Here is a 19,363-nt window from a genome sequence, read left to right on the forward strand (position 1 = left end):
GATGGACTGGCTGACCGACCCCTTCTCCAACCTGCAGCAATGGCTTTTCGAGGCGGCCGTGCAGCCGCTGGTCTACGCCATCGGCCTCGGCGGCTGGGTCGAGGACGCCTTCGACGCCACCGGATGGCTGCTGGTCGGCCTGATCCAGATAGGGGTGCTGGTGGCCGTGTTCGGTCCGCTGCAGCGCTGGCGGCCGGCGGAGCCGGTGCTCGATCGGCCCGCCATCCGCACCGACATCCTCTACACGCTGATCCACCGGCTGGGGCTGTTCCGGCTGGCCATGTTCTTCGCGCTGGACCCGCTGTTCGACGAGATCCTCGGCACCGTGCGCGCGGCCGGCTGGGGCTCCTTCCACCTCGACCAGCTCTGGCCCGGTGTGACCGACATTCCCTGGGTCGCGTTTGCGATCTACCTGGTGGTGCTCGACCTGGTCGAATACTTCATCCATCGCGGCCAGCACGGCTTCCAGTGGTGGTGGGCGCTGCATTCGCTGCACCATTCGCAGCGCCAGATGACGATGTGGAGCGACAACCGCAACCACCTGCTCGACGACGTGATCCACGACACGATCATCGTCGTCGTCGCCCAGCTGATCGGCGTGGCGCCGGGGCAGTTCATCGCGATCGTGGCCTTCACCCAGCTCAGCGAGAGCCTGCAGCATGCCAATCTGCGGCTCGGCTTCGGCGCGATCGGCGAACGGCTCTGGATCAGCCCGCGCTTCCACCGCGTGCACCACAGCATCGGGATCGGGCACGAGTCGCAGGGGCCTCGTACGCTCGGCGGCCACAACTTCGGCGTGCTGCTGCCGTGGTGGGACATGCTGTTTCGCACCGTCAATTTCGAGGAGCGCTACGACCCGACCGGCATCCGCGACCAGGTCGAGCCCGACGCCGGGGGCCGCGTACGCGACTACGGGCGCGGTTTCTGGGCGCAGCAGTGGCTGGGGCTCAGGCGTCTTGTCGGCCGCGGCTGATCTCGATTCCACGCGACAGGGTTATCCTCGGCGCCGATGCGTCTTCTTCTCGACTCCTTCTGGCGTTCCGTGGCCTATTGCATGCACCCGCGGGTGATCGTGCTCTCGCTGCTGCCGCTCGGACTCATGGTGCTGCTGGCGGCGCTGTTCGGCTATTTCTACTGGGACGCGACCGTGGCATGGACGCGCGAGGCGCTCGACGCCTGGCCGCTTCTGTCCAGCTTCTGGGGCTGGATCGGACGCCTGTTCTCCGGTGACGTCACGGCCGTGCTGGCGCCGATGGTGGTGGTGATCGCGGCCACGCCGCTGATCGTTGTGGTGTCGCTCCTGATCGTGGCCGGGTTCATGGCGCCGCCACTCACGCGGCTGGTGGCCGACCGCCGTTTCCCGTCGCTGGAGCAGAAGAGGGGCGCCTCCTTCTTCGGCAGCGTCGTCCGCTCGCTGGGCCTCACCGTGCTGGCGCTGCTCGCGCTCGTCGTCTCGATGCCGCTATGGCTCATTCCGCCGCTGGTGCTGATCCTGCCGCCGCTGATCTGGGGCTGGCTGACCTACCGCGTGATGAGCTTCGACGCCCTGGCCGAGCATGCGAGCCCGGAGGAGCGCGAGGCCTTGCTGCGCGCCCATCGGCTGCCGCTGCTCGGCGTCGGCGTGCTGTGCGGCTACCTGGGCGCCGCCCCCAGCATCGTCTGGGCGTCGGGGCTGCTGTTCGCTGCGGCTTTCTTCGTGCTGGTGCCGCTCGCGATCTGGATCTACACGCTGGTGTTCGCCTTCTCCGCGCTCTGGTTCGCGCACTACTGCCTGGATGCCCTGGCCCAATTGCGGGCGCAGCGCGCGGCGGCGGCCGTTTCACCTTCCGCGGCCGAGATGGCAGATGTCCATGCGGCCGCCACCCAATGGGGCGCACCATGAGCACACGTTCGTTCGGTCTTCTCGTCGTCGGCGACGAAATCCTGTCGGGCAAGCGTGCCGACAAGCACATGCCCAAGGTCATCGAGCTGCTCGCCGCGCGCGGCCTGCAGCTGGCCTGGGCCGAGTACGTCGGCGACGTGCCGGTGCGCATCACGGAAGCGCTCGCGCGCGCCTTCGCCTCGGGCGACGTCGTGTTCTCCACCGGCGGCATCGGCGCCACGCCCGACGATCACACGCGCCAGTGTGCGGCCGCGGCGCTGGGCGTGCCGCTGGGGCTGCATCCGGAAGCCGAGGTGCTGATCCGCGAACGCATGCAGGACACCGCGCGCGAGCAGGGCACGGTCTACGAGCCCGACCGTCCGGACAACGTGCACCGGCTCAACATGGGCGTGTTCCCGCTCGGCGCCAACATCATCCGCAACCCCTACAACAAGATTCCGGGCTTCAGCGTCGGCGACGTGCACTTCGTGCCGGGCTTCCCGGTCATGGCCTGGCCGATGATCGAATCGGTGCTCGACGAGCGCTATGCGCACCTGTTCGCGCACGGTCGGGCGATGGAGAAATCGGTCATCGTCTACGGCGCCATGGAGGCCGCGCTCACGCCGCTGATGGAAGCCGTCGAACTCGCGCATCCCGGCATCAAGGTCTTCAGCCTGCCGAGCGTGGACCATGCCGAGCACGGCCGCCACATCGAGCTCGGCGTCAAGGGGGATGCCGAGCGCATCGATGCCGCCTACGCACAGCTGCTCGAGGGCCTGCACGCCTTTGGCGTGCGTCTCGGACCCGAATTGGTGCGTTAATCTTGATTGCACCAGTTTGGTTACAACTTGCCTGCTTTTGGGGTTTCGGCGCAGTGCCGGGTACCCCTCTTCGGCAGTGACAATGGGCACAAAAACTGCATTCCCAGTCCCGCAATTCCAACCAACCATCCAAACCAGGAGAACCTGATGGCAAAGACCGTCGCCGATGTACTCAAACTCGTCAAGGAAAACGAGGTCAAGTTCGTCGACTTCCGCTTCACCGATACCCGCGGCAAAGAGCAGCACGTGACCGTGCCCGTGTCCGCATTCGACGAGGGCAAATTCACCGACGGCCATGCCTTCGACGGTTCGTCGATTGCCGGGTGGAAGGGCATCGAGGCTTCGGACATGCTGCTCATGCCCGACCCGAACACGGCCAATATCGATCCCTTCTTCGAAGAAACGACGCTGCTTTTGACCTGCGACGTGGTCGACCCGACCGACGGCAAGCCCTACGAGCGCGATCCGCGTTCGCTCGCCAAGCGTGCCGAGGCCTACATGAAGGCCTCGGGCCTGGGCGACACGGCTTACTTCGGACCGGAGCCGGAATTCTTCGTGTTCGACGGCGTGCGCTGGCAGAACGACATGTCGGGTTGCTTCGTCAAGATCGAATCCGAAGAGGCTTCCTGGAACAGCGCCAAGGAATTCGAGCACGGCAACACCGGCCACCGTCCGGCGGTCAAGGGCGGCTACTTCCCGGTTCCCCCGGTCGACAGCTTCCAGGACATGCGCTCCGAGATGTGCCTGGTGCTCGAGTCGCTGGGCATCCCGGTCGAAGTGCATCACCATGAAGTGGCGAACGCCGGCCAGATGGAACTCGGCACCAAGTTCAGCACGCTGATCCAGCGCGCCGACTGGGTCCAGCTGCAGAAGTACGTGATCCACAACGTGGCCCACGCCTACGGCAAGACCGCGACCTTCATGCCCAAGCCGATCGTCGGCGACAACGGCTCGGGCATGCACGTCCACCAGTCGGTCTGGAAGGACGGCAAGAACCTGTTTGCCGGCGACGGCTACGCCGGCCTGAGCGATTTCGCGCTGCACTACATCGGCGGCATCATCAAGCACGCCCGTGCGTTGAACGCCATCACCAACCCCGGCACCAACAGCTACAAGCGCCTGGTCCCCGGATTCGAAGCGCCGGTGAAGCTGGCCTACTCGGCCAAGAACCGCTCGGCCTCGATCCGCATCCCCTTCGTGGCCAACCCGAAGGGCCGCCGCGTCGAAGCGCGCTTCCCCGATCCGATGATGAACCCGTACCTCGGCTTCGCCGCGATGCTGATGGCCGGCCTGGACGGCGTGGAGAACAAGATCCATCCGGGCGAAGCCGCCAGCAAGGACCTCTACCACCTGCCGCCGGAAGAAGACGCGCTGATCCCGACCGTGTGCCACAGCCTCGACCAGGCGCTCGACTACCTCGACAAGGACCGTGCCTTCCTGACCAAGGGCGGCGTGTTCACCGATGCCTACATCGACGCCTACATCGACCTCAAGATGCAGGAAGTCACGCGTTTCCGCATGGCGACGCATCCTGTCGAATTCGACATGTACTACTCCCTGTAAGCCAGCTTTTCGGCTTTGGCGTTAAAAAGGGACGGCCTTGGGCCGTCCCTTTTCCTTTTGGGGCAAGCTTGCGCGGCCGAACTCCCGAATTGCAGGAAAATGCCGGTTTGCTGCGCACTACATTCACGACCATGAAGACTTCTTCCGTTTTCCTCCTGGCCGCCTTGGCGGCGGCCGGCGTGCACCTCCAGGCCCAGGCCCAGCAGGAGCGCGTCTGGCGCTGCGGCAACGAATACACCAACAACGCGACCCTCGCCCAGCAGCGCGGCTGCAAGGTGATGGAGGGCGGCAACGTCACCGTGGTCCAGGGCACCCGCCCGATCGCGGCGGCTGCGGCAGGCAGCACCGCCGCGCGTGCGCCGGCCGGCAGCCCGCGCGTCGACGGCGCTGACCAGCGCGCACGCGACGGCGAAGCCCGCTCGGTGCTCGAGTCCGAGCTCAAGAAAGCCGAAGAGCGCCAGGCCCAACTGCTCAAGGACTACAACAACGGCGAACCCGAGAAGCAGGGCAGCGAAGCCCGCAACTATCAGAAGTACCTCGACCGCGTGGCCGAGATGAAGGCCGAGATCGCGCGCAACGAAAGCGACATCGCGGGCATCCGCCGCGAAATCGGCCGCCTGCCGGCCAATCGTTGATGGCCTTTGGCAAATCCGCCGCTGCCGCCAAGCGTTTTCAGGCCTTCGACCTTCTTTCCACGCTGATCGCGGTGGTGCGCACCGACGGCGCGGTGCTGTTCGCCAATGCCGGCCTCGAAGACGCGCTGGGCACCTCGCGCCGCACGCTCGAAGGCTCGCAGTTCGGCGCCTGCTTCCATGAGCCGCAGGTGCTGCGCACGGCGATCGACGGCGCGCGCAGCAACGACTTCGCCACGCTGCGCTACGAGGCCTTCCTGCGCCGCGTCAACCACGAGCTGATGCCGGTGCAGGTCACGCTCGCGCAGGGCGACCGCGCGGGCGAACTGATCATCGAAATGTCGCCGCTCGAGCAGCAGGTCCGGCAAGACCGCGAAGAGCGGCTGCTCGACCAGGCGCAGGCCAACAAGGAGCTGATCCGCAATCTCGCGCACGAGATCAAGAACCCGCTGGGCGGCATTCGCGGCGCGGCGCAGCTGCTGCAGATGGAAGTCGAGTCGCGCGACCTCATCGAATACACCCAGGTCATCATCCACGAGGCCGACCGCCTGCAGACGCTGGTCGATCGCCTGCTCGCGCCGCACCGCCGCCCGCACGTGGTGGGCGACGTCAACATCCACGAGGTCTGCGAGCGCGTGCGCTCGGTGATCCTTGCGGAGTTCCCGCGCGACCTGCACATCGAGCGCGACTTCGACGTCTCGATTCCCGAGTTCCGCGGTGATCGCGAGCAGCTCATCCAGGCCACGCTCAACATCGTCCACAACGCGGCGCAGGCATTGGCCGAGCGGCGTGCAGCCGGTGACGCGTGCATCACCTTCAAGACCCGCATCGCACGTCAGGTGATCTTCAACAAGCAGTGGTATCGACTGGCACTGGAATTGCATGTCATCGACAATGGACCGGGTGTGCCGGACGCGATCAAGGACCGCATCTTCTACCCGCTGGTGTCGGGCAGGGAAGGCGGAACAGGCCTTGGATTGACGCTGGCGCAAACTTTCGTGCAACAGCACCACGGCGTGATCGAGTGCGACAGTGTCCCGGGCCGGACCGATTTCAAGATATTGATACCGCTGCCTTAGCTAACAGGGAACAAGGAACTGCATGAAGCCGATTTGGATAGTGGATGACGACCAATCGATCCGCTTCGTGCTGGAAAAGGCGCTGTTGCGCGAAGACCTGCCGACCCGCAGCTTCACCAATACGCGCGAGGTGCTGGCCGCGCTCGAAGCCGCGGCCGACGACGAGATGCAGGGCCCGCAGGTCCTGGTGAGCGACATCCGCATGCCGGGCGGCTCCGGCCTCGACCTGCTCGACAAAATCAAGGCCAAGCATCCCGGCCTGCCGGTCATCATCATGACCGCCTTCTCCGACCTCGACAGCGCCGTCTCGGCCTTCCAGGGCGGCGCCTTCGAATACCTGCCGAAGCCCTTCGACCTGCCGCGCGCGGTGGAACTGATCCGCCGCGCGGTCGACGAAAGCCAGCGCGAGGAAGTGTCCGAGGAACGGATGGCCGCTGCGCCCGAGATGCTGGGCCAGGCGCCGGCGATGCAGGACGTGTTCCGCGCGATCGGGCGCCTGTCGCAAAGCAACGTGACGGTGCTGATCACCGGCGAATCGGGCTCCGGCAAGGAGCTGGTGGCGCGCGCGCTGCACAAGCATTCGCCGCGCGCCAGCGGCCCCTTCGTGGCGATCAACACCGCCGCCATTCCGAAAGACCTGCTCGAAAGCGAGCTCTTCGGCCACGAGCGCGGCGCCTTCACCGGTGCGCAGACCATGCGCCGCGGACGCTTCGAACAGGCCGAAGGCGGGACCCTGTTCCTCGACGAGATCGGCGACATGCCTTTCGACCTGCAGACGCGCCTTCTGCGCGTGCTGAGCGACGGCCATTTCTACCGCGTCGGCGGCCACAACTCGGTCAAGGCCAACGTGCGCGTGATCGCGGCCACCCACCAGGACCTGGAACAGCGCGTCAAGATCGGCGGCTTTCGCGAAGACCTGTTCCACCGACTCAACGTGATCCGGCTGCGGCTGCCGGCCCTGCGCGAGCGCGGCGAAGACATCCCCGCGCTCACGCGGCACTTCCTGCAGCAGAGCGCCAAGCAGCTCGGCGTCGAGCCCAAGCGCATCTCCGATGCGGCGCTCGCGCAGCTCGCGACCTTCTCTTTTCCCGGCAACGTGCGGCAGCTGGAGAACATTTGCCACTGGCTGACGGTGATGGCGCCGGCACAGCTGATCGAAGCCAAGGACCTGCCGCCCGAGGTGATGGCCGGTGCTGCTGCTGCCGTTGCAGCGCCCGGTGCCTCCGCCGCTGCCGCCACAGCTGAACGCGAACCCGTTGCGGCGCCTTCCACGTCTGCTGCCGCGGTCTTGGCCTCGGCTTCCCCGACGCCATCCGCGCCCGCTGCCGGCGCTGCCCCGGTCGGTTCGGGCTCGTGGGAGGCCGGGCTCGAGCAGGAGGCCCAGAGCCTGCTGGCGGCCGGGCGCAACGACGTCTGGGACGTGCTGTCGCGCCGTTTCGAGTCGCGCCTGATCCTCACGGCGCTGGCCAACACGCGCGGCCGCCGCATCGAGGCCGCGCAGAAGCTCGGCATCGGCCGCAACACGATCACGCGCAAGATCCAGGAGCTCGGCCTGGAATAGCGAGTGGCGCCGGCGCTCAGCGGCTGCGCTGCCCGAGGGTCAGCGTATCGAGCTGGAACTGGCCGCTCCTGTCCCAGAGCCAGGTGTCGACGTAGGTGTGCGCGCCCAGCTTGCCCGGGGCCGGCAGGGGCGAGGCCTCGCGGATCAGCTCTGCGATCTTTCCGCTCACCTCCGGCGCATGGCTCGGTGTGCGGCTGAAGTGCACGCCCGTGACGCGCCCGCTGCTGTCGACTTCGGTTTCGGTCACCACCACCGCATACACCAGCGGCGGAATCTTCCCCTTGTAGATGCGCTGGGGGTACTTGTTGTAGATGTGCCGGGCGCCGATCTTGCGGTAGGCGCGCACGGCCGGCGTCTGCACGGTGATGAGCCGCGCGGTCGGCACCTTTTCCGATGGCTGCGAGGGTTGTTCCGCGGGGGCTTTGGCGCCGGGGGAGGGCACTTCGTCGGTGGCGCTCGGCTTCAGCGCCGAGCAGGCGGAAAGGCCGAGCACGGCCGCGAGCAGGGCGAGGTGGAGGATCCGTTTCATGCGTTGAGCTCCAGGGTTACAGGTGCGTGGTCGCTGGGCTTGTCCCACTTGCGCGGCACGCGGTCGATCGTGCAGCTCTTTGCATGCGGCACCAGCGGCTCGCTCACCAGGATGTGATCGATGCGCAGCCCCCGGTTTTTCTGGTAGCCCAGCATGCGGTAGTCCCACCACGAGTAGCTCTTCTCGGGCTGCTCGAAGAGGCGGAAGCTGTCGGCGAGGCCGAGCCCCAGCAGAGCCTTGAAATGGTCGCGCTCCTCGGTCGTGTGATGAATGGTCTCGGCCAGCCCGACGGGGTCGAAGCTGTCGCGGTCCTCCGGCGCGATGTTGAAGTCGCCGAGCAGCACCAGCCTCGGATGCGTCGCGAGCTCCTCGCGCAGCCACTCGCGCATGGCGCGCAGCCAGCTCATCTTGTAGGCGAACTTCTCGGTGCCCGGCGCCTGGCCGTTGACGAAGTAGCCGTTGACGACGCGCAGCTCGCCGGCCGGCGTGTCGATGGTGGCACTGATCACGCGCGAATGATCGTCGGCAAAGCCACCGATGTTCTTCGCGATATCGCGCACCGGAGCGAGGCTCAGGATCGCGACGCCGTTGTAGGTTTTCTGGCCGAACACCGCCGCGTGATAGCCGGCCGACTGCAGCACTTCGAGCGGGAACTTGTCGTCGCTCATCTTCAGCTCCTGCAGGCACAGCACGTCGACCGGGTTGGCGATCAGCCAGTCGAGCACGTGCTGCAGGCGAGCTGTGAGGGAATTGACGTTCCAGGTGGCAATTCGCATGGTCATATTAACGTGTTGTTTTTAAATGATTTAATTTTCTTCTTCATGATTCATACCCCCTAAAGTACCCCCAACTGATTGCCTCGCTTGCTTGCTCGCCTCAGGGTTCCAACGCCTTCCGCGCCAGGGCGGAATGGTGGGCAAGGGGCGCGCACCCAGTGTATAGAAGGTCTCATGTCTACCGTTCATTCCTGAGTTGTCAGATTTTCACCCATTGGCCCACTTTCAGCATCAGTTGAAATCAGTTGTTTTGGTGAAAGTTGCTTTGACGATTTCACCAATCATGGTAATTTCAGCATATGCTGAAAGCCGATGATTTGATGAAAGATGTGGAGCGCCAGGCTGCGGGTGCTCTTCGCCTGCTCCTGGAGCATGTGCCTGCGATCAAGCTTCTGGACATCGAGCACGAGGCACTGACACCCGATCACGGGGTCGATATCGTGGCGCACATCGAGGTATATGGCAGGCGACAGGAGTTGGTCTGCGAAGTGAAGTCCAGTGGCCAGCCGCGCCACGTCCGGCTGGCGCTGCTGCAGCTACGCGATTACGTGGCGAATCAAGCAAAGGATGCCGTGCCCGTTTTCATCGCTCCCTACCTGTCGCCTGAAGCCCAGGCGCTGTGCCGCGAGCAGGAAGTGGGCTACCTCGATCTGGAAGGCAACGCGAGGTTGGCCTTCGGCAGCGTTTTCATCGAGCGCCAAGTCGCAAGCAAACCTGTTGCGGAGCGGCGTGAACTCAGGTCGCTGTTTAAGCCGAAGTCCGCACAGGTGCTGCGAGCGATGCTTCGCGATCCGCAGCGAGCATGGCGTGTCACGGAGCTTGCAGAGTCGGCGGATGTCAGCCTCGGGCACGTGAGCAATGTGCGCGTTGGCTTGCTGGACCGCGAGTGGGCACGAGTTTCAGAGGAAGGTCTGTACCTGTCCGAGCCCGACGCGCTTCTGGATGAATGGCGCGACGCCTACGAACCGCCAGTTGGCCGGCGTATGAGTTTCTACACGACGTTGCATGGCAGTTCGTTCGAGGAGGCCGCGCGGCGAGCGATGAGCTCGGATCGTGAGACGGGGCTTGTGGCATTGGCGTCCTTCTCGGCAGCGCACTGGCTCGCGCCGTATGGCCGAACCGGTACGCAGTACTTCTATGCAGACGACGCTGGTCTTGAACAACTGAAGTCGGGCCTGAAGCTGTCGTCCGCCTCGAAAGGCGAGAACGTGATGGTGACGTTGCTCAAGGACCTCGGTGTATTGCGCGATACGGTGGAGCCAGCACCTGGCGTCACCTGCACCAGTCCTGTCCAGACCTACCTGGATCTCGCCGCGGCTGGGGAGCGGGGGCGGGAGGCGGCCGACCATCTGCGACAAGAAAGGTTGAAATGGCAGAAATGACCCCAGGCGAGCCGCAGTCCGCAGCCGACTACGATGACCGCACGACGGCGGCCGTCAAGACGGTGCTGATCGAAATCGGCCAGATCCTCGGAAGCGCGCCAATGCACACTTCAGGTGGCAATTTTCATAAATTGCGCAAGGGTACCTGAGTTAGGGATCGCCCATGCCCGCGACAGCGCTGGTGCGCGCTTCTAGTTCGTTCGACTTGTCAAAGACCGCATCTGCGCCGGCCGCCAATCAGACCAAGGTGCCTGCCGCTCATTTCTTCATGGCCTTGATGTCGGCCTTGCCCTTCGCCTGTTCCGACTGGGCCTGCTTCACGCACGCAGTCTTGGCATCGCCCTTCTGGTCATCGCATTTCTCCTTGGCGACGCTGTAGGTGGCCTCCACCTTGGCCTCGGCCACCTTGCGCGCATTGCCGTCGCTGGGCTTGCGCTGCTGGTCGAACTCGGCCTTGGCGACCTTTTCCTTGCCCTTGGCTTCCGCGATGCAGACGTCCTTGGCGTTGTCCTTCATGGCGTCGCACAGCGCCTTGGCTGCCTTGTAGTCGGCTGCGATCTTGTCGCGGGCGGCCTTGTATTCGGCGTCGACCGGATCGATCTTCCCCGGTGGTGAGGGAGTCAGCTGTGCGCTGGCCTGGACGGCAAACAGGCACAACGATGCAATGGTGAACATCGACAGAAGCTCTTTCATGGTGGTCTCCTCGTCGCTATCCAGACAGGGTGCAGAGGGCTGATGCGGCGGCGTGCCTGCATGCGGTCCGGCGTCAACAGCAATGTAGAAATCGACGGGTCCCGCAAAGGTAGGACGCTCCGTGGAGCGATCGTAGGTACATGCCGACGCGAGACTTGTCTTCATCGACCTTGACGACGTTGCTCGATTCGGTGCTCAGGCCATTTCCGGTGTCTCGGGGACTTGCTCATGTCGTACTTTCCTAGAGCTGACGGTTGAAATGGCTGAGGAACCAATCGCGCGCCAGCGCGGAAACAGCGCCGAGCGCGTCGGGCTCTTCGAACAGGTGGGTCGCGCCAGGCACGATCGCAAGCCGCTTCTGGCTGTGCAGCAACGCGAGCGCTTGCCGATTCAAGTCGATCACCGCCTCGTCGTTGCCGCCGACGATCAGCCACGCGGCTCGGCGTTGCGAACGGGCTGGGTCCCGATCGGAACTTCATCCGCCGCCGGGGTTTGTGTCACCGCGCCGTGCGGCGTGAAGTTTCGGCTTCGTGCAGGATCAGGTGTCGGCAAAGCGGTCGAATAACACACCCCGCAGCCACTGGTTGCCCGGATCGCGGTGGAAGCGCGCATGCCAGAACGCGTTGATCGCGATCTGCGGCAGCGCCACCGGGTGCGTGCGCCAGACCAGCCCGAAGGGCTCGGCGATGCTTTGCGCCAGGCGCTCGGGCACGGTGGCGATCATCGGCGTGGAGCGCAGGATGTGGCCGATGGCCACGAAATGCGGCACCGTGAGCCGGATGCGCCGCGCGACGCCCTGCGCGGCCATCAGCTCGTCGACCTGGCCGTGGCCGGTGCCCGCGGCCTTGACCAGCAGGTGCTCGGCGGCGCAGAAATCCTTCAGCGTCAGCTTCGGCTTGGTCGCGAGCGCATGCGTGGCGCTGAAGAGGCACACGTAGCGCTGCTTGAACAGCCGGCGCTGGAAGATGCTGGCCTTCAACTGCGGCAAGAGGCCGATCGCGATGTCCACCTGGCCGGCCTCCATGGCATCGCGCAGGTTGACGGCGGTGTTGCGCACGGTGCTGATGGTCACGCCCGGCGCAGCGCGCGACAGCACCTCCATGAGCACCGGCGCGAAATAGATCTCGCCGATGTCCGTCATCGCGAGCGTGAAGCTGCGCGTGCTGGTGGCCGGATCGAAGACGGTCTGTTGATTGAGCGCGCCGTGCAGCGTGCCCATCGCGTAGGCCACGGGCTCCGCGAGCGACAGCGCGAAGGGCGTGGGTTCCATGCCGCGCGCGGTGCGCAGGAACAGCTCGTCGCCGAAAGCCCGGCGCAGCCGCGCCAGCGCATTGCTGATGGCAGGCTGCGAGAGGCCGAGCGATTCCGCCACGGCCGAGACGCGCTTCTCGGCCAGCATCCGGTCGAAGACCAGCAGCAGGTTGAGGTCGATGTCCCGAAGCTCCATGCCGCACCTTTATTCACAACGGTGATTCGATGAATTCACGAGATTCTATTGGCCAATGTGAGAAGGATGCCGATGATCGGCGCCATGGAACTGCATATTCGCCCCTTCGCACGCACCATCGAGGTCCGCCCGGGCGCGAACCTGCTGGAGGTGCTGCGCGAGCACCAGGTGCCGGTCTCCTACAGTTGCATGGCCGGGCGCTGCGGCACCTGCCGCTGCAAGGTGGTCGAAGGGCGGGTGCTGGACGCAGGGCAGGGGCAGGACGCGATGCGGCCCGAGGGCCTGCGCGAAAGCCATGTGCTGGCCTGCCAGAGCACACTGACCGAGAACTGCACCATCGAGATTCCCGAGCCTGACGAAGTGGTCGTGCACCCGGCGCGCATCGTCAAGGCCACTATTGCGGAGATCGAGACGCTCACGCACGACATCCGCCGGCTGCGCCTGAAGCCGGCCAAGCCCTTGTCGTTCTCGCCGGGCCAGTACGCCCAGCTGCAGTTCGCGCCCGAGCATGTGCGGCCTTATTCGATGGCCCGGCTCAGCGGCGACGCGGAGCTGGAGTTCCACGTGCGGCGCGTGCCCGGCGGCCGCGTGACCGACTATGTGTTCGAGCAACTGAAGCCCGGCGACGCGGTCCGTGTCAGCGGCCCGATGGGCGCCGCCTACCTTCGCACGCGGCACACCGGCCCGATCCTGTGCGCGGCCGGCGGCACGGGGCTGGCGCCCGTGCTCGCCATCGTGCGCGGCGCCATCGAGGCCGGCATGCCCAACCCGATCCACCTCTATTTCGGCGTGCGATCGGACGCCGACGTCTACGGCCTCGAAGAATTGCGCGAGCTCCAGGCGCTGCATGCGGGACTCAAGGTGCACGTGGTCGGCGTGTCGGGCGCGATGCGCCCGGGCTCGCGCCAGGGGCTGATCACCGACGCCATCCGGTCCGACTGGCCCGGCGGCTTCGAGGGCTGGCGCGCCTACCTCTGCGGCTCGCCCCCGATGGTGGAGGCGGTCACGCTGCTGCTCAAGGATCGTGGCCTGGCCGCAGAGAAGATCCATGCCGATGCCTTCTACATGCAGGGCACCTGAGACAGAGAAAGCGAGAAAAGGAGACTCCCATGACCACCCCCCAATCCATCGTATTCCCCGAGAAGATCCACTGGGAGTCGGAGAAGACCAGCCGCATTCCCTTCATGGCCTACATCGGCGAGGACCAGCACAAGAAGGAGCTGGAGCGCTTTTTCTACAACAAGCACTGGTGCTACGTCGGCCTGGAAGCCGAGATCCCCAACGCCGGCGACTTCAAGCGCACCGCGATCGGCGAGCGCTCGGTGATCATGGTGCGCGATGCCGAAGGCGGCATCAACGTGGTGGAGAACGTCTGCGCCCATCGCGGCATGCGCTTCTGCCGCGAGCGGCAGGGCAATCGCAAGGAATTCGTCTGCCCCTACCACCAGTGGAACTACACACTCAAGGGCGACCTGCAGGGCGTGCCCTTCCGGCGCGGCGTCAAGCAGGACGGCAAGGTCAACGGCGGCATGCCGGCCGACTTCAAGCCTGAAGAGAACAGCCTCAACAAGCTCAAGGTGGCCACGCGCGGCGGCGTGGTGTTCGCCTCCTTCGACCACGAAGTGGAGTCGCTGGAAGACTTCATGGGGCCGGCCATCCTGCATTACTTCGACCGCCTGTTCGACGGCCGCAAGCTCAAGATACTCGGCTACAACCGCCAGCGCATTCCGGGCAACTGGAAGCTGATGCAGGAGAACATCAAGGACCCGTACCACCCGGGCTTGCTGCACACCTGGTTCGTCACCTTCGGCCTCTGGCGCGCGGACAACAAGTCCGAACTCAAGATGGATGCGCACGGCCGCCACGCCGCGATGATCTCGACGCGCGGCAGCGCGGGCAAGGCCGCGCAGGTCACGCAGGTGTCCAGTTTCAAGGAGAGCATGCAACTGAAGGACCCGCGCTTCCTCGACATCGTGCCCGAGCCCTGGTGGGGCGGCCCGACCGCGGTGATGACCACGCTGTTCCCGAGCGTGATCCTGCAGCAGCAAGTGAACAGCGTGTCGACGCGCCACATCCAGCCGGTGGGCCACGATGCCTTCGATTTCGTCTGGACGCACTTCGGCTTCGAGGACGACAGCGAGGAGATGCAGCAGCGGCGCCTGCGCCAGGCCAACCTGTTCGGGCCGGCCGGTTTTGTCTCGGCCGACGACGGCGAGGTCATCGAGTTCTCGCAGCAGGGCTTCGAGCAGAAGCCTTATCACCGCACGCTGGCCGAGCTCGGCGGGCGCGAGGTGGAAGACACCGATCACATGGTGACCGAGACGTTGATCCGCGGCATGTACAAGTATTGGCGCAAGGTGATGGAGGCATGACCATGGCGCCGCATGACTACTTCGAGCTGAGCCAACTCTACGCCGACTACGCACGTGCCGTTGACTCGGGCAACTGGGATTTGTGGCCCGCCTTCTTCATCGACGAGTGCAGCTACCGCCTGCAGCCGCGCGAGAACCACGAGCGCGGCCTGCCGCTCGCCACCTTGTCCTTCGAGAGCAAAGGCATGCTGGAAGACCGCGTCTACGGCATTCGCGAGACGCTGTTTCACGACCCCTACTACCAGCGCCATGTAGTAGGCCTGCCGCTGGTGCATGGCGTCGACGAGGACGGCACGATCCGCAGCGAAGCCAACTACGCCGTGTTCCGCACCAAGCTCAGCGAACTCTCCACCGTCTTCAATGTGGGCCGCTACATCGACACGGTCGTGCGGCGGCCCGAAGGCCTGAAGTTCGCTTCACGCCTCGTCGTCTACGACAGCGAAATGATCCCGAACTCCATCATCTATCCGATCTGAGACGAGGCCCACGAGGATGAACATGAGCACTACTTCCTGGATCGACGCCGCCGCCGTCGACGAACTGCCGGCCGACGACGTGTTGGGCATCGAGGTCGAGGGACGCGACCTCGCGCTCTACAGCGTGGACGGCGAGGTCTTCGCGACGAGCAACACCTGCACGCACGGCCAGGCCCGCCTGTGCGACGGCTTTCTCGAAGGCCACGAGATTGAGTGCCCCTTGCACCAGGGCAAATTCGACGTGCGCACCGGCAAGGCGATGTGCGCGCCGCTCACCGAGGACCTGCGCAGCTATCCGGTGAAGATCGAGGCCGGGCGCGTGTACGTCGCGCTCGACGAGATCGAATGGGCGCCGTGATGTGCGGAGAGCGGTTGCCGGCCTTCAGGGCCGTTCGAGCGTGACGAAGGCGTAGGGCAGGCCGTTGGCCGCGATGTGCGACTCGCGTGCGGTCTCGCGCCAGGACACGTCGAAGCGCGGCGCCCAGGCGTCGCCTTCGTAGTCGCGCCCGATCTCGGTGACGAGGGCGCGCTGCGCCAGCGGCTCGGCCTCGGCATAGATCTGTGCGCCGCCGATCACCCAGACCTCGGGCAACTGCTCGTCTTCGCAGCGGATCAAGGCCTCGCGCAGGCTGCCGGCACGCTCTGCGCCGTCGCTCTGCCAATCCGCCTGGCGCGTGATCACGATGTTGCGGCGGCCCGGCAGCGGGCGGAAGCGCGGCGGCAGCGAGTCCCAGGTCTTGCGGCCCATGATCACCGGCGCGCCGGCGGTCTGTTGCTTGAAGTGCGCCATGTCCTCGGGCAGATGCCAGGGCATCACGCCGTCGCGGCCGATCACGCCGTTGGCGGCGCGTGCGAGGATCAGGTTGATGCGCGTCATGGTTCAGACGGCCACGGGTGCCTTGATGGCCGGGTGATGCTGATAGTCGACGACCTCGAAGTCCTCGTATTCGTAGTCGAAGATCGAGGCCGGCTTGCGCTTGATGACCAGCGTCGGGTAAGGGTAGGGCGTGCGGCTCAGCTGCAGCGCCACCTGCTCGGCATGGTTGCTGTAGATATGGCAGTCGCCGCCGGTCCAGACGAAATCGCCGACGTCCAGATCGCATTGCTGCGCGATCATGTGCGTGAGCAGCGCGTAGCTCGCGATGTTGAAGGGCACGCCGAGAAAGATGTCGGCGCTGCGCTGATAGAGCTGGCACGAGAGGCGGCCCCGTCCTGAGCCTGTCGAAGGAGCCACATAGAACTGGAAGAAGGCATGGCAGGGCATCAGCGCCATCTTCGAGAGCTCGGCCACGTTCCATGCGCTCACGATGATGCGGCGCGAATCCGGGTTAGTCTTGAGCGTGTCGATCACCTGCTGGATCTGGTCGATGTGGCCGCCGTCCGGGGTCGGCCAGCTGCGCCACTGAACGCCGTAGACCGGACCCAGGTCACCGTCCTCGCGCGCCCATTCGTCCCAGATGGTGACGCCGCGCTCCTTCAACCAGTTGTTGTTGCTGGAGCCGGTCAGGAACCACAGCAGCTCCTGGATGATGGATTTGAGATGCACCTTCTTCGTGGTGACCAGCGGAAAGCCTTCGTTCAGGTCGAAGCGCATCTGGTGGCCGAACACGCTCTTGGTGCCGGTGCCCGTGCGGTCGCTCTTGTGCACGCCGGTCATGTCGACGTGGCGCATGAAGTCTTCGTATTGGGAGCGGATGGGGCGGGTGGTCATGTCAGTAGCCTGGAAACAGGGTATCCAGGGCGTCTTGGATTTCGAGTTGTCTATCGGCGAGGTTGGTGACGGGGCGGCGCAGATCGCTGATCGGCACGGCGCCGATCGAAGCCGTGTCCATGATCACCGCCTTGCCTGCCACCTCGAGCTCCGGATTCAGGTTCCGGACGCGGGTGGTGAACCTGCCGCGTATATAGAGAGGCACCACCACGCGTGTTTCGAGGACATCCAGAAAGCCGTTCTGAACGTCGAGCATGAATGGAATTGTCGTGCGGTCTGCGGGATCGGGATTGGCGTAGACGTCGAAGCGAGCCATCTCAGCCTTTTTTGCCATCGCCGAGGCTGCGTGCAAAACTGCGGTACTTGGCCAATGGCAGACCTTCCTTCGCAATCCGCGCGTTGTAGGCCTCCATGGCTTCCTTGTTCTCCGCAGCCCACTTTTCCCAATAGCGGCGTTTGACTTCTTCGGCAAGCAAACCGTCCACCGTCTGCGAGACGTTCATACCCAACTCGCGCGCCATCTCGAGAACCTTGCTATTGAGCGACAGGTTGGTGGCTTTCTTGGGCGCGTTGTCGAAGCGAAGCATGGGGTCTTCCTTGCTCATGGAGCATGCGCATATTTTACGCGCACGCTTACTCTGCGCGAATCACCCGACCCGGATTCAGGATGTTCTGCGGGTCCAGCCCGCGCTTGATGGCGCGCATCATCTCGAGCGCGACCGGCGACTTGTGCTTTTCGAGCTTGTCGACCTTGAGCGAGCCGACGCCGTGCTCGGCCGAGAAGGAGCCGTCGAACTTCTCGACCGCGTCGTAGACCAGCGTGTTGATGCGCTCTTCGTGCTCGCGCAGGAAGGCGCCGTTGTCGCCGCCGGCGGGCGCCTGCACGTTGTAGTGCAGGTTGCCGTCGCCGAGGTGGCCGAAGTTCACCAGCCGTACGCCCGGCACCTCGCGTTCCAGCAGCGCGTCGGTCTCGGCCACGAAGGCCGGGATGCGCGACACCGGAATCGAGATGTCGTGCTTGATGTTGAGCCCTTCCTCGGCTTGCGCCAGCGGAATGCTTTCGCGGATGTGCCAGAGCTGGTGCGCCTGCGTGAGGTTCTCGGCCACCACCGCGTCGCTGACGCAGCCGGCCTCGAAGGCGGTTTCGAGCAGTGCCTCGAAGCGGCCACGGGCATGGTCTTCGGATTCGTTGTCGGAGTTCTCGAGCAGCACGCAGTAGGGCGCCGCCGCATCGTCGATGAAGGGCACGCGCAGCTGCGGCATGTGCTTGTCGACCAGGCTCAGCGCGAACTTGCCCATGACCTCGAAGCCCGTGAGCCCCGGGCCCAGGCGTTTGTGCGCCAGGCCGAGCAGCGTCACCGCATGGTCGAGTGAAGGCACGGCCGCCCAGGCGGTGAGCCGCGCGGCCGGCAGCGGGTAGAGCTTCAGGGTGGCGGCGGTGATGATGCCCAGCGTGCCTTCGCTGCCGATCATCAGGTCGCGCAGGTCGTAGCCGGTGTTGTCCTTGCGCAGGCCGCTGGTGCCTTCCCAGATGCCGCCCTGCGGCGTGACGACCTCGAGCCCCAGGCACAGCTCACGCGCATTGCCGTAGCGCAGCACCTGCGTGCCACCCGCATTGGTCGCCAGGTTGCCGCCGATGGTGCAGCTGCCTTCGGCCGCCAGGCTCAGCGGGAACAGGAAGCCGGCCCTTTCGGCGGCTTCCTGCAGGGTCTGCAGCACGCAGCCGGCATCCACCGTCATCGTGAGGTTGGCGGCGTCGATGCCGCGGATCGCGTTCATGCGCTGCAGGCTCAACAGCACCTGGGTGCCGCTCTCGTCGGGGATCGAGCCGACCGCAAGCCCGGTGTTGCCGCCCTGCGGCACGATCGTCGTGCCGGCGGCCGCGCAGGCCTTGACCACCTCGGCCACCTGCTGCGTGCTGGCTGGCCGCACCACTGCCAAAGACTTGCCGCGCGAGCGCTTGCGCCAGTCCTGCTCGTAGGCGCTGAGGTCTCCCTCGGTCAGCACATGGGCGGCACCGACGATGGTGCGCAGCTTGTCGATCAACGATGCGCTCATGGCGCGGCTCCTTCCAGATTGCGGGCCCGCGCCGCGTGGCGCAGGCGAAGACGAACATGCCAGGCGCAGGCGGCGAAGAGCGCCAGGCACAGCGCCACCTCGATCAGCGCAAGCACCTGGCTCGTGCCGTCGGCGTCGCTCCAGGCGCGCACCACGCCTTCGGTGAAATAGAGCCAGACCATGAGGCTGACCCAGCGGTAGGTGTACATCCGGTTCTTGAGCAGGCCCGCGAGCGGCACCACGAGCGGCAGCACCTTGAGCGCCAGCCAGGAGCCGCCCGGGCGAAGCGGCGCCAGCCACATTTCCCAGGCCAGGCCGAGCACGATCAGGCCGACCAGGCTGCCGACGGCGAGCCAGCGCGTGGCGGAAACGGAAGGAGGGGAGGCGTTGGGAGCGGTCACG

At 65.4% G+C, this 19,363-nt stretch carries 24 protein-coding genes; 13 read left to right on the forward strand and 11 right to left on the reverse strand.

Translation table 11 applies throughout. From position 1 onward, the window contains the following. Nucleotide 1: 1 nt before the first annotated feature. The 7 genes from BLS74_RS04010 to ntrC all read left to right on the forward strand — a co-directional run bounded on the left by BLS74_RS04010 (nt 2) and on the right by ntrC (nt 7,517). Nucleotides 2-973: a sterol desaturase family protein gene (locus BLS74_RS04010; RefSeq protein WP_093103120.1), complete on the forward strand. Its 972-nt coding sequence runs from the start codon at nt 2-4 to the stop codon at nt 971-973. 36 nt (nt 974-1,009) lie between these two features. Then, nucleotides 1,010-1,882: an EI24 domain-containing protein gene (locus BLS74_RS04015; RefSeq protein ID WP_093103121.1), complete on the forward strand. Its 873-nt coding sequence runs from the start codon at nt 1,010-1,012 to the stop codon at nt 1,880-1,882. Continuing rightward, complete coding sequence (locus BLS74_RS04020; protein WP_244503740.1) at nt 1,879-2,682, forward strand: competence/damage-inducible protein A; 804 nt, start codon at nt 1,879-1,881, stop codon at nt 2,680-2,682. The genes BLS74_RS04015 and BLS74_RS04020 overlap by 4 nt, the downstream gene beginning before the upstream one ends. Before the next feature lie 147 nt (nt 2,683-2,829). Beyond that, nucleotides 2,830-4,245, forward strand: a complete 1,416-nt coding sequence (gene glnA, locus BLS74_RS04025; RefSeq protein WP_093103124.1) for a type I glutamate--ammonia ligase — start codon at nt 2,830-2,832, stop codon at nt 4,243-4,245. Between the two features lie 131 nt (nt 4,246-4,376). Then, nucleotides 4,377-4,880, forward strand: a complete 504-nt coding sequence (locus BLS74_RS04030; RefSeq protein ID WP_093103126.1) for a hypothetical protein — start codon at nt 4,377-4,379, stop codon at nt 4,878-4,880. Further along, on the forward strand, nt 4,880-5,956 hold the full coding sequence (gene glnL, locus BLS74_RS04035; protein ID WP_093103127.1) for a nitrogen regulation protein NR(II): 1,077 nt from the start codon (nt 4,880-4,882) through the stop codon (nt 5,954-5,956). Before BLS74_RS04030 ends, glnL begins: the two co-directional genes overlap by 1 nt. A gap of 22 nt (nt 5,957-5,978) precedes the next feature. Then, the gene (gene ntrC / locus BLS74_RS04040) at nt 5,979-7,517 is read left to right on the forward strand and encodes a nitrogen regulation protein NR(I) (RefSeq protein ID WP_093103129.1); all 1,539 of its coding nucleotides are present in this window, start codon (nt 5,979-5,981) and stop codon (nt 7,515-7,517) included. A 16-nt stretch (nt 7,518-7,533) separates the two neighbouring features. Here ntrC and BLS74_RS04045 read toward each other — a convergent pair whose 3' ends face one another. Together BLS74_RS04045 and xth are read right to left on the reverse strand one after the other, a co-directional pair. After that, on the reverse strand, nt 7,534-8,046 hold the full coding sequence (locus tag BLS74_RS04045) for a hypothetical protein (RefSeq protein WP_093103131.1): 513 nt from the start codon (nt 8,044-8,046) through the stop codon (nt 7,534-7,536). Beyond that, complete coding sequence (gene xth / locus BLS74_RS04050) at nt 8,043-8,822, reverse strand: exodeoxyribonuclease III (RefSeq protein WP_093103278.1); 780 nt, start codon at nt 8,820-8,822, stop codon at nt 8,043-8,045. The genes BLS74_RS04045 and xth overlap by 4 nt, the downstream gene beginning before the upstream one ends. A gap of 299 nt (nt 8,823-9,121) precedes the next feature. On the opposite strand from xth, the gene BLS74_RS04055 reads away from it, so the two are divergent. Both BLS74_RS04055 and BLS74_RS34285 read left to right on the forward strand, forming a co-directional pair. Then, entirely contained in the window at nt 9,122-10,204 is a 1,083-nt protein-coding gene (locus BLS74_RS04055) for a type IV toxin-antitoxin system AbiEi family antitoxin (RefSeq protein WP_093103132.1), read from the forward strand. Then, a complete protein-coding gene (locus tag BLS74_RS34285) occupies nt 10,192-10,353 on the forward strand; it encodes a hypothetical protein (protein WP_170855474.1) in 162 nt (53 codons plus the stop codon). Before BLS74_RS04055 ends, BLS74_RS34285 begins: the two co-directional genes overlap by 13 nt. 109 nt (nt 10,354-10,462) lie before the next feature. On the opposite strand, the gene BLS74_RS04060 is transcribed toward BLS74_RS34285, so the two are convergent. The 3 genes from BLS74_RS04060 to BLS74_RS04070 form a co-directional block, all read right to left on the reverse strand. Beyond that, nucleotides 10,463-10,897, reverse strand: coding sequence for a hypothetical protein (locus tag BLS74_RS04060; RefSeq protein WP_093103134.1), 435 nt, complete (start codon nt 10,895-10,897; stop codon nt 10,463-10,465). Between the two features lie 241 nt (nt 10,898-11,138). Next, complete coding sequence (locus BLS74_RS04065; protein WP_348272414.1) at nt 11,139-11,300, reverse strand: hypothetical protein; 162 nt, start codon at nt 11,298-11,300, stop codon at nt 11,139-11,141. Between the two features lie 135 nt (nt 11,301-11,435). Further along, complete coding sequence (locus BLS74_RS04070; protein WP_093103135.1) at nt 11,436-12,344, reverse strand: LysR family transcriptional regulator; 909 nt, start codon at nt 12,342-12,344, stop codon at nt 11,436-11,438. Between the two features lie 84 nt (nt 12,345-12,428). Between BLS74_RS04070 and BLS74_RS04075 the strand changes: the two genes are divergently transcribed. Genes BLS74_RS04075 through BLS74_RS04090 form a run of 4 tightly spaced genes read left to right on the forward strand, consistent with a single transcriptional unit; the run spans nt 12,429 to nt 15,550 of the window. After that, nucleotides 12,429-13,424, forward strand: coding sequence for a 2Fe-2S iron-sulfur cluster-binding protein (locus tag BLS74_RS04075; RefSeq protein ID WP_093103280.1), 996 nt, complete (start codon nt 12,429-12,431; stop codon nt 13,422-13,424). Nucleotides 13,425-13,453: 29 nt separating this feature from the next. Next, the gene (locus BLS74_RS04080; RefSeq protein ID WP_093103137.1) at nt 13,454-14,716 is read left to right on the forward strand and encodes an aromatic ring-hydroxylating dioxygenase subunit alpha; all 1,263 of its coding nucleotides are present in this window, start codon (nt 13,454-13,456) and stop codon (nt 14,714-14,716) included. 2 nt (nt 14,717-14,718) lie between these two features. Next, nucleotides 14,719-15,192 (forward strand): aromatic-ring-hydroxylating dioxygenase subunit beta, encoded by a 474-nt coding sequence (locus BLS74_RS04085; protein ID WP_093103138.1) that lies wholly within the window; start codon nt 14,719-14,721, stop codon nt 15,190-15,192. Nucleotides 15,193-15,214: 22 nt separating this feature from the next. Then, nucleotides 15,215-15,550, forward strand: a complete 336-nt coding sequence (locus BLS74_RS04090) for a non-heme iron oxygenase ferredoxin subunit (protein ID WP_093103140.1) — start codon at nt 15,215-15,217, stop codon at nt 15,548-15,550. Between the two features lie 24 nt (nt 15,551-15,574). On the opposite strand, the gene BLS74_RS04095 is transcribed toward BLS74_RS04090, so the two are convergent. The 6 genes from BLS74_RS04095 to BLS74_RS04120 are packed head-to-tail and all read right to left on the reverse strand — an operon-like array spanning nt 15,575 to nt 19,362. After that, nucleotides 15,575-16,069 carry a dihydrofolate reductase gene (locus BLS74_RS04095; protein ID WP_093103141.1) on the reverse strand — a complete coding sequence of 165 codons (495 nt, stop codon included), beginning with the start codon at nt 16,067-16,069 and terminating at the stop codon, nt 15,575-15,577. Nucleotides 16,070-16,072: 3 nt separating this feature from the next. Continuing rightward, nucleotides 16,073-16,903 (reverse strand): thymidylate synthase, encoded by an 831-nt coding sequence (locus BLS74_RS04100; protein WP_093103143.1) that lies wholly within the window; start codon nt 16,901-16,903, stop codon nt 16,073-16,075. Between the two features lies 1 nt (nt 16,904). Then, a complete protein-coding gene (locus BLS74_RS04105; protein WP_093103145.1) occupies nt 16,905-17,219 on the reverse strand; it encodes a CcdB family protein in 315 nt (104 codons plus the stop codon). Nucleotide 17,220: 1 nt separating this feature from the next. After that, on the reverse strand, nt 17,221-17,490 hold the full coding sequence (locus tag BLS74_RS04110; protein ID WP_093103146.1) for a type II toxin-antitoxin system CcdA family antitoxin: 270 nt from the start codon (nt 17,488-17,490) through the stop codon (nt 17,221-17,223). A 46-nt stretch (nt 17,491-17,536) separates the two neighbouring features. Then, nucleotides 17,537-18,961, reverse strand: a complete 1,425-nt coding sequence (locus tag BLS74_RS04115; protein WP_093103148.1) for an FAD-binding oxidoreductase — start codon at nt 18,959-18,961, stop codon at nt 17,537-17,539. Continuing rightward, nucleotides 18,958-19,362 (reverse strand): DUF2069 domain-containing protein, encoded by a 405-nt coding sequence (locus tag BLS74_RS04120; protein WP_093103150.1) that lies wholly within the window; start codon nt 19,360-19,362, stop codon nt 18,958-18,960. Before BLS74_RS04120 ends, BLS74_RS04115 begins: the two co-directional genes overlap by 4 nt. Between the last annotated feature and the right edge of the window lies 1 nt (nt 19,363).

This window comes from Variovorax sp. CF079, from assembly GCF_900101545.1.
GTDB lineage: Bacteria > Pseudomonadota > Gammaproteobacteria > Burkholderiales > Burkholderiaceae_C > Variovorax.

What these genes read in the sequence shown, in the direction of transcription:
- BLS74_RS04010 (WP_093103120.1), top strand. Translation starts at nt 2, where the DNA reads ATGGACTGGCTGACCGACCCCTTCTCCAACCTGCAGCAATGGCTTTTC.
- BLS74_RS04070 (WP_093103135.1), bottom strand. Translation starts at nt 12,344, where the DNA reads ATGGAGCTTCGGGACATCGACCTCAACCTGCTGCTGGTCTTCGACCGG.
- BLS74_RS04060 (WP_093103134.1), bottom strand. Translation starts at nt 10,897, where the DNA reads ATGAAAGAGCTTCTGTCGATGTTCACCATTGCATCGTTGTGCCTGTTT.
- BLS74_RS04090 (WP_093103140.1), top strand. Translation starts at nt 15,215, where the DNA reads ATGAGCACTACTTCCTGGATCGACGCCGCCGCCGTCGACGAACTGCCG.
- ntrC (WP_093103129.1), top strand. Translation starts at nt 5,979, where the DNA reads ATGAAGCCGATTTGGATAGTGGATGACGACCAATCGATCCGCTTCGTG.
- BLS74_RS04115 (WP_093103148.1), bottom strand. Translation starts at nt 18,961, where the DNA reads ATGAGCGCATCGTTGATCGACAAGCTGCGCACCATCGTCGGTGCCGCC.
- glnL (WP_093103127.1), top strand. Translation starts at nt 4,880, where the DNA reads ATGGCCTTTGGCAAATCCGCCGCTGCCGCCAAGCGTTTTCAGGCCTTC.
- BLS74_RS04105 (WP_093103145.1), bottom strand. Translation starts at nt 17,219, where the DNA reads ATGGCTCGCTTCGACGTCTACGCCAATCCCGATCCCGCAGACCGCACG.
- xth (WP_093103278.1), bottom strand. Translation starts at nt 8,822, where the DNA reads ATGCGAATTGCCACCTGGAACGTCAATTCCCTCACAGCTCGCCTGCAG.
- BLS74_RS04100 (WP_093103143.1), bottom strand. Translation starts at nt 16,903, where the DNA reads ATGACCACCCGCCCCATCCGCTCCCAATACGAAGACTTCATGCGCCAC.
- BLS74_RS04075 (WP_093103280.1), top strand. Translation starts at nt 12,429, where the DNA reads ATGGAACTGCATATTCGCCCCTTCGCACGCACCATCGAGGTCCGCCCG.
- BLS74_RS04015 (WP_093103121.1), top strand. Translation starts at nt 1,010, where the DNA reads ATGCGTCTTCTTCTCGACTCCTTCTGGCGTTCCGTGGCCTATTGCATG.
- BLS74_RS04055 (WP_093103132.1), top strand. Translation starts at nt 9,122, where the DNA reads ATGCTGAAAGCCGATGATTTGATGAAAGATGTGGAGCGCCAGGCTGCG.
- BLS74_RS34285 (WP_170855474.1), top strand. Translation starts at nt 10,192, where the DNA reads ATGGCAGAAATGACCCCAGGCGAGCCGCAGTCCGCAGCCGACTACGAT.
- BLS74_RS04080 (WP_093103137.1), top strand. Translation starts at nt 13,454, where the DNA reads ATGACCACCCCCCAATCCATCGTATTCCCCGAGAAGATCCACTGGGAG.
- BLS74_RS04095 (WP_093103141.1), bottom strand. Translation starts at nt 16,069, where the DNA reads ATGACGCGCATCAACCTGATCCTCGCACGCGCCGCCAACGGCGTGATC.
- BLS74_RS04030 (WP_093103126.1), top strand. Translation starts at nt 4,377, where the DNA reads ATGAAGACTTCTTCCGTTTTCCTCCTGGCCGCCTTGGCGGCGGCCGGC.
- BLS74_RS04085 (WP_093103138.1), top strand. Translation starts at nt 14,719, where the DNA reads ATGGCGCCGCATGACTACTTCGAGCTGAGCCAACTCTACGCCGACTAC.
- glnA (WP_093103124.1), top strand. Translation starts at nt 2,830, where the DNA reads ATGGCAAAGACCGTCGCCGATGTACTCAAACTCGTCAAGGAAAACGAG.
- BLS74_RS04110 (WP_093103146.1), bottom strand. Translation starts at nt 17,490, where the DNA reads ATGCTTCGCTTCGACAACGCGCCCAAGAAAGCCACCAACCTGTCGCTC.
- BLS74_RS04020 (WP_244503740.1), top strand. Translation starts at nt 1,879, where the DNA reads ATGAGCACACGTTCGTTCGGTCTTCTCGTCGTCGGCGACGAAATCCTG.
- BLS74_RS04045 (WP_093103131.1), bottom strand. Translation starts at nt 8,046, where the DNA reads ATGAAACGGATCCTCCACCTCGCCCTGCTCGCGGCCGTGCTCGGCCTT.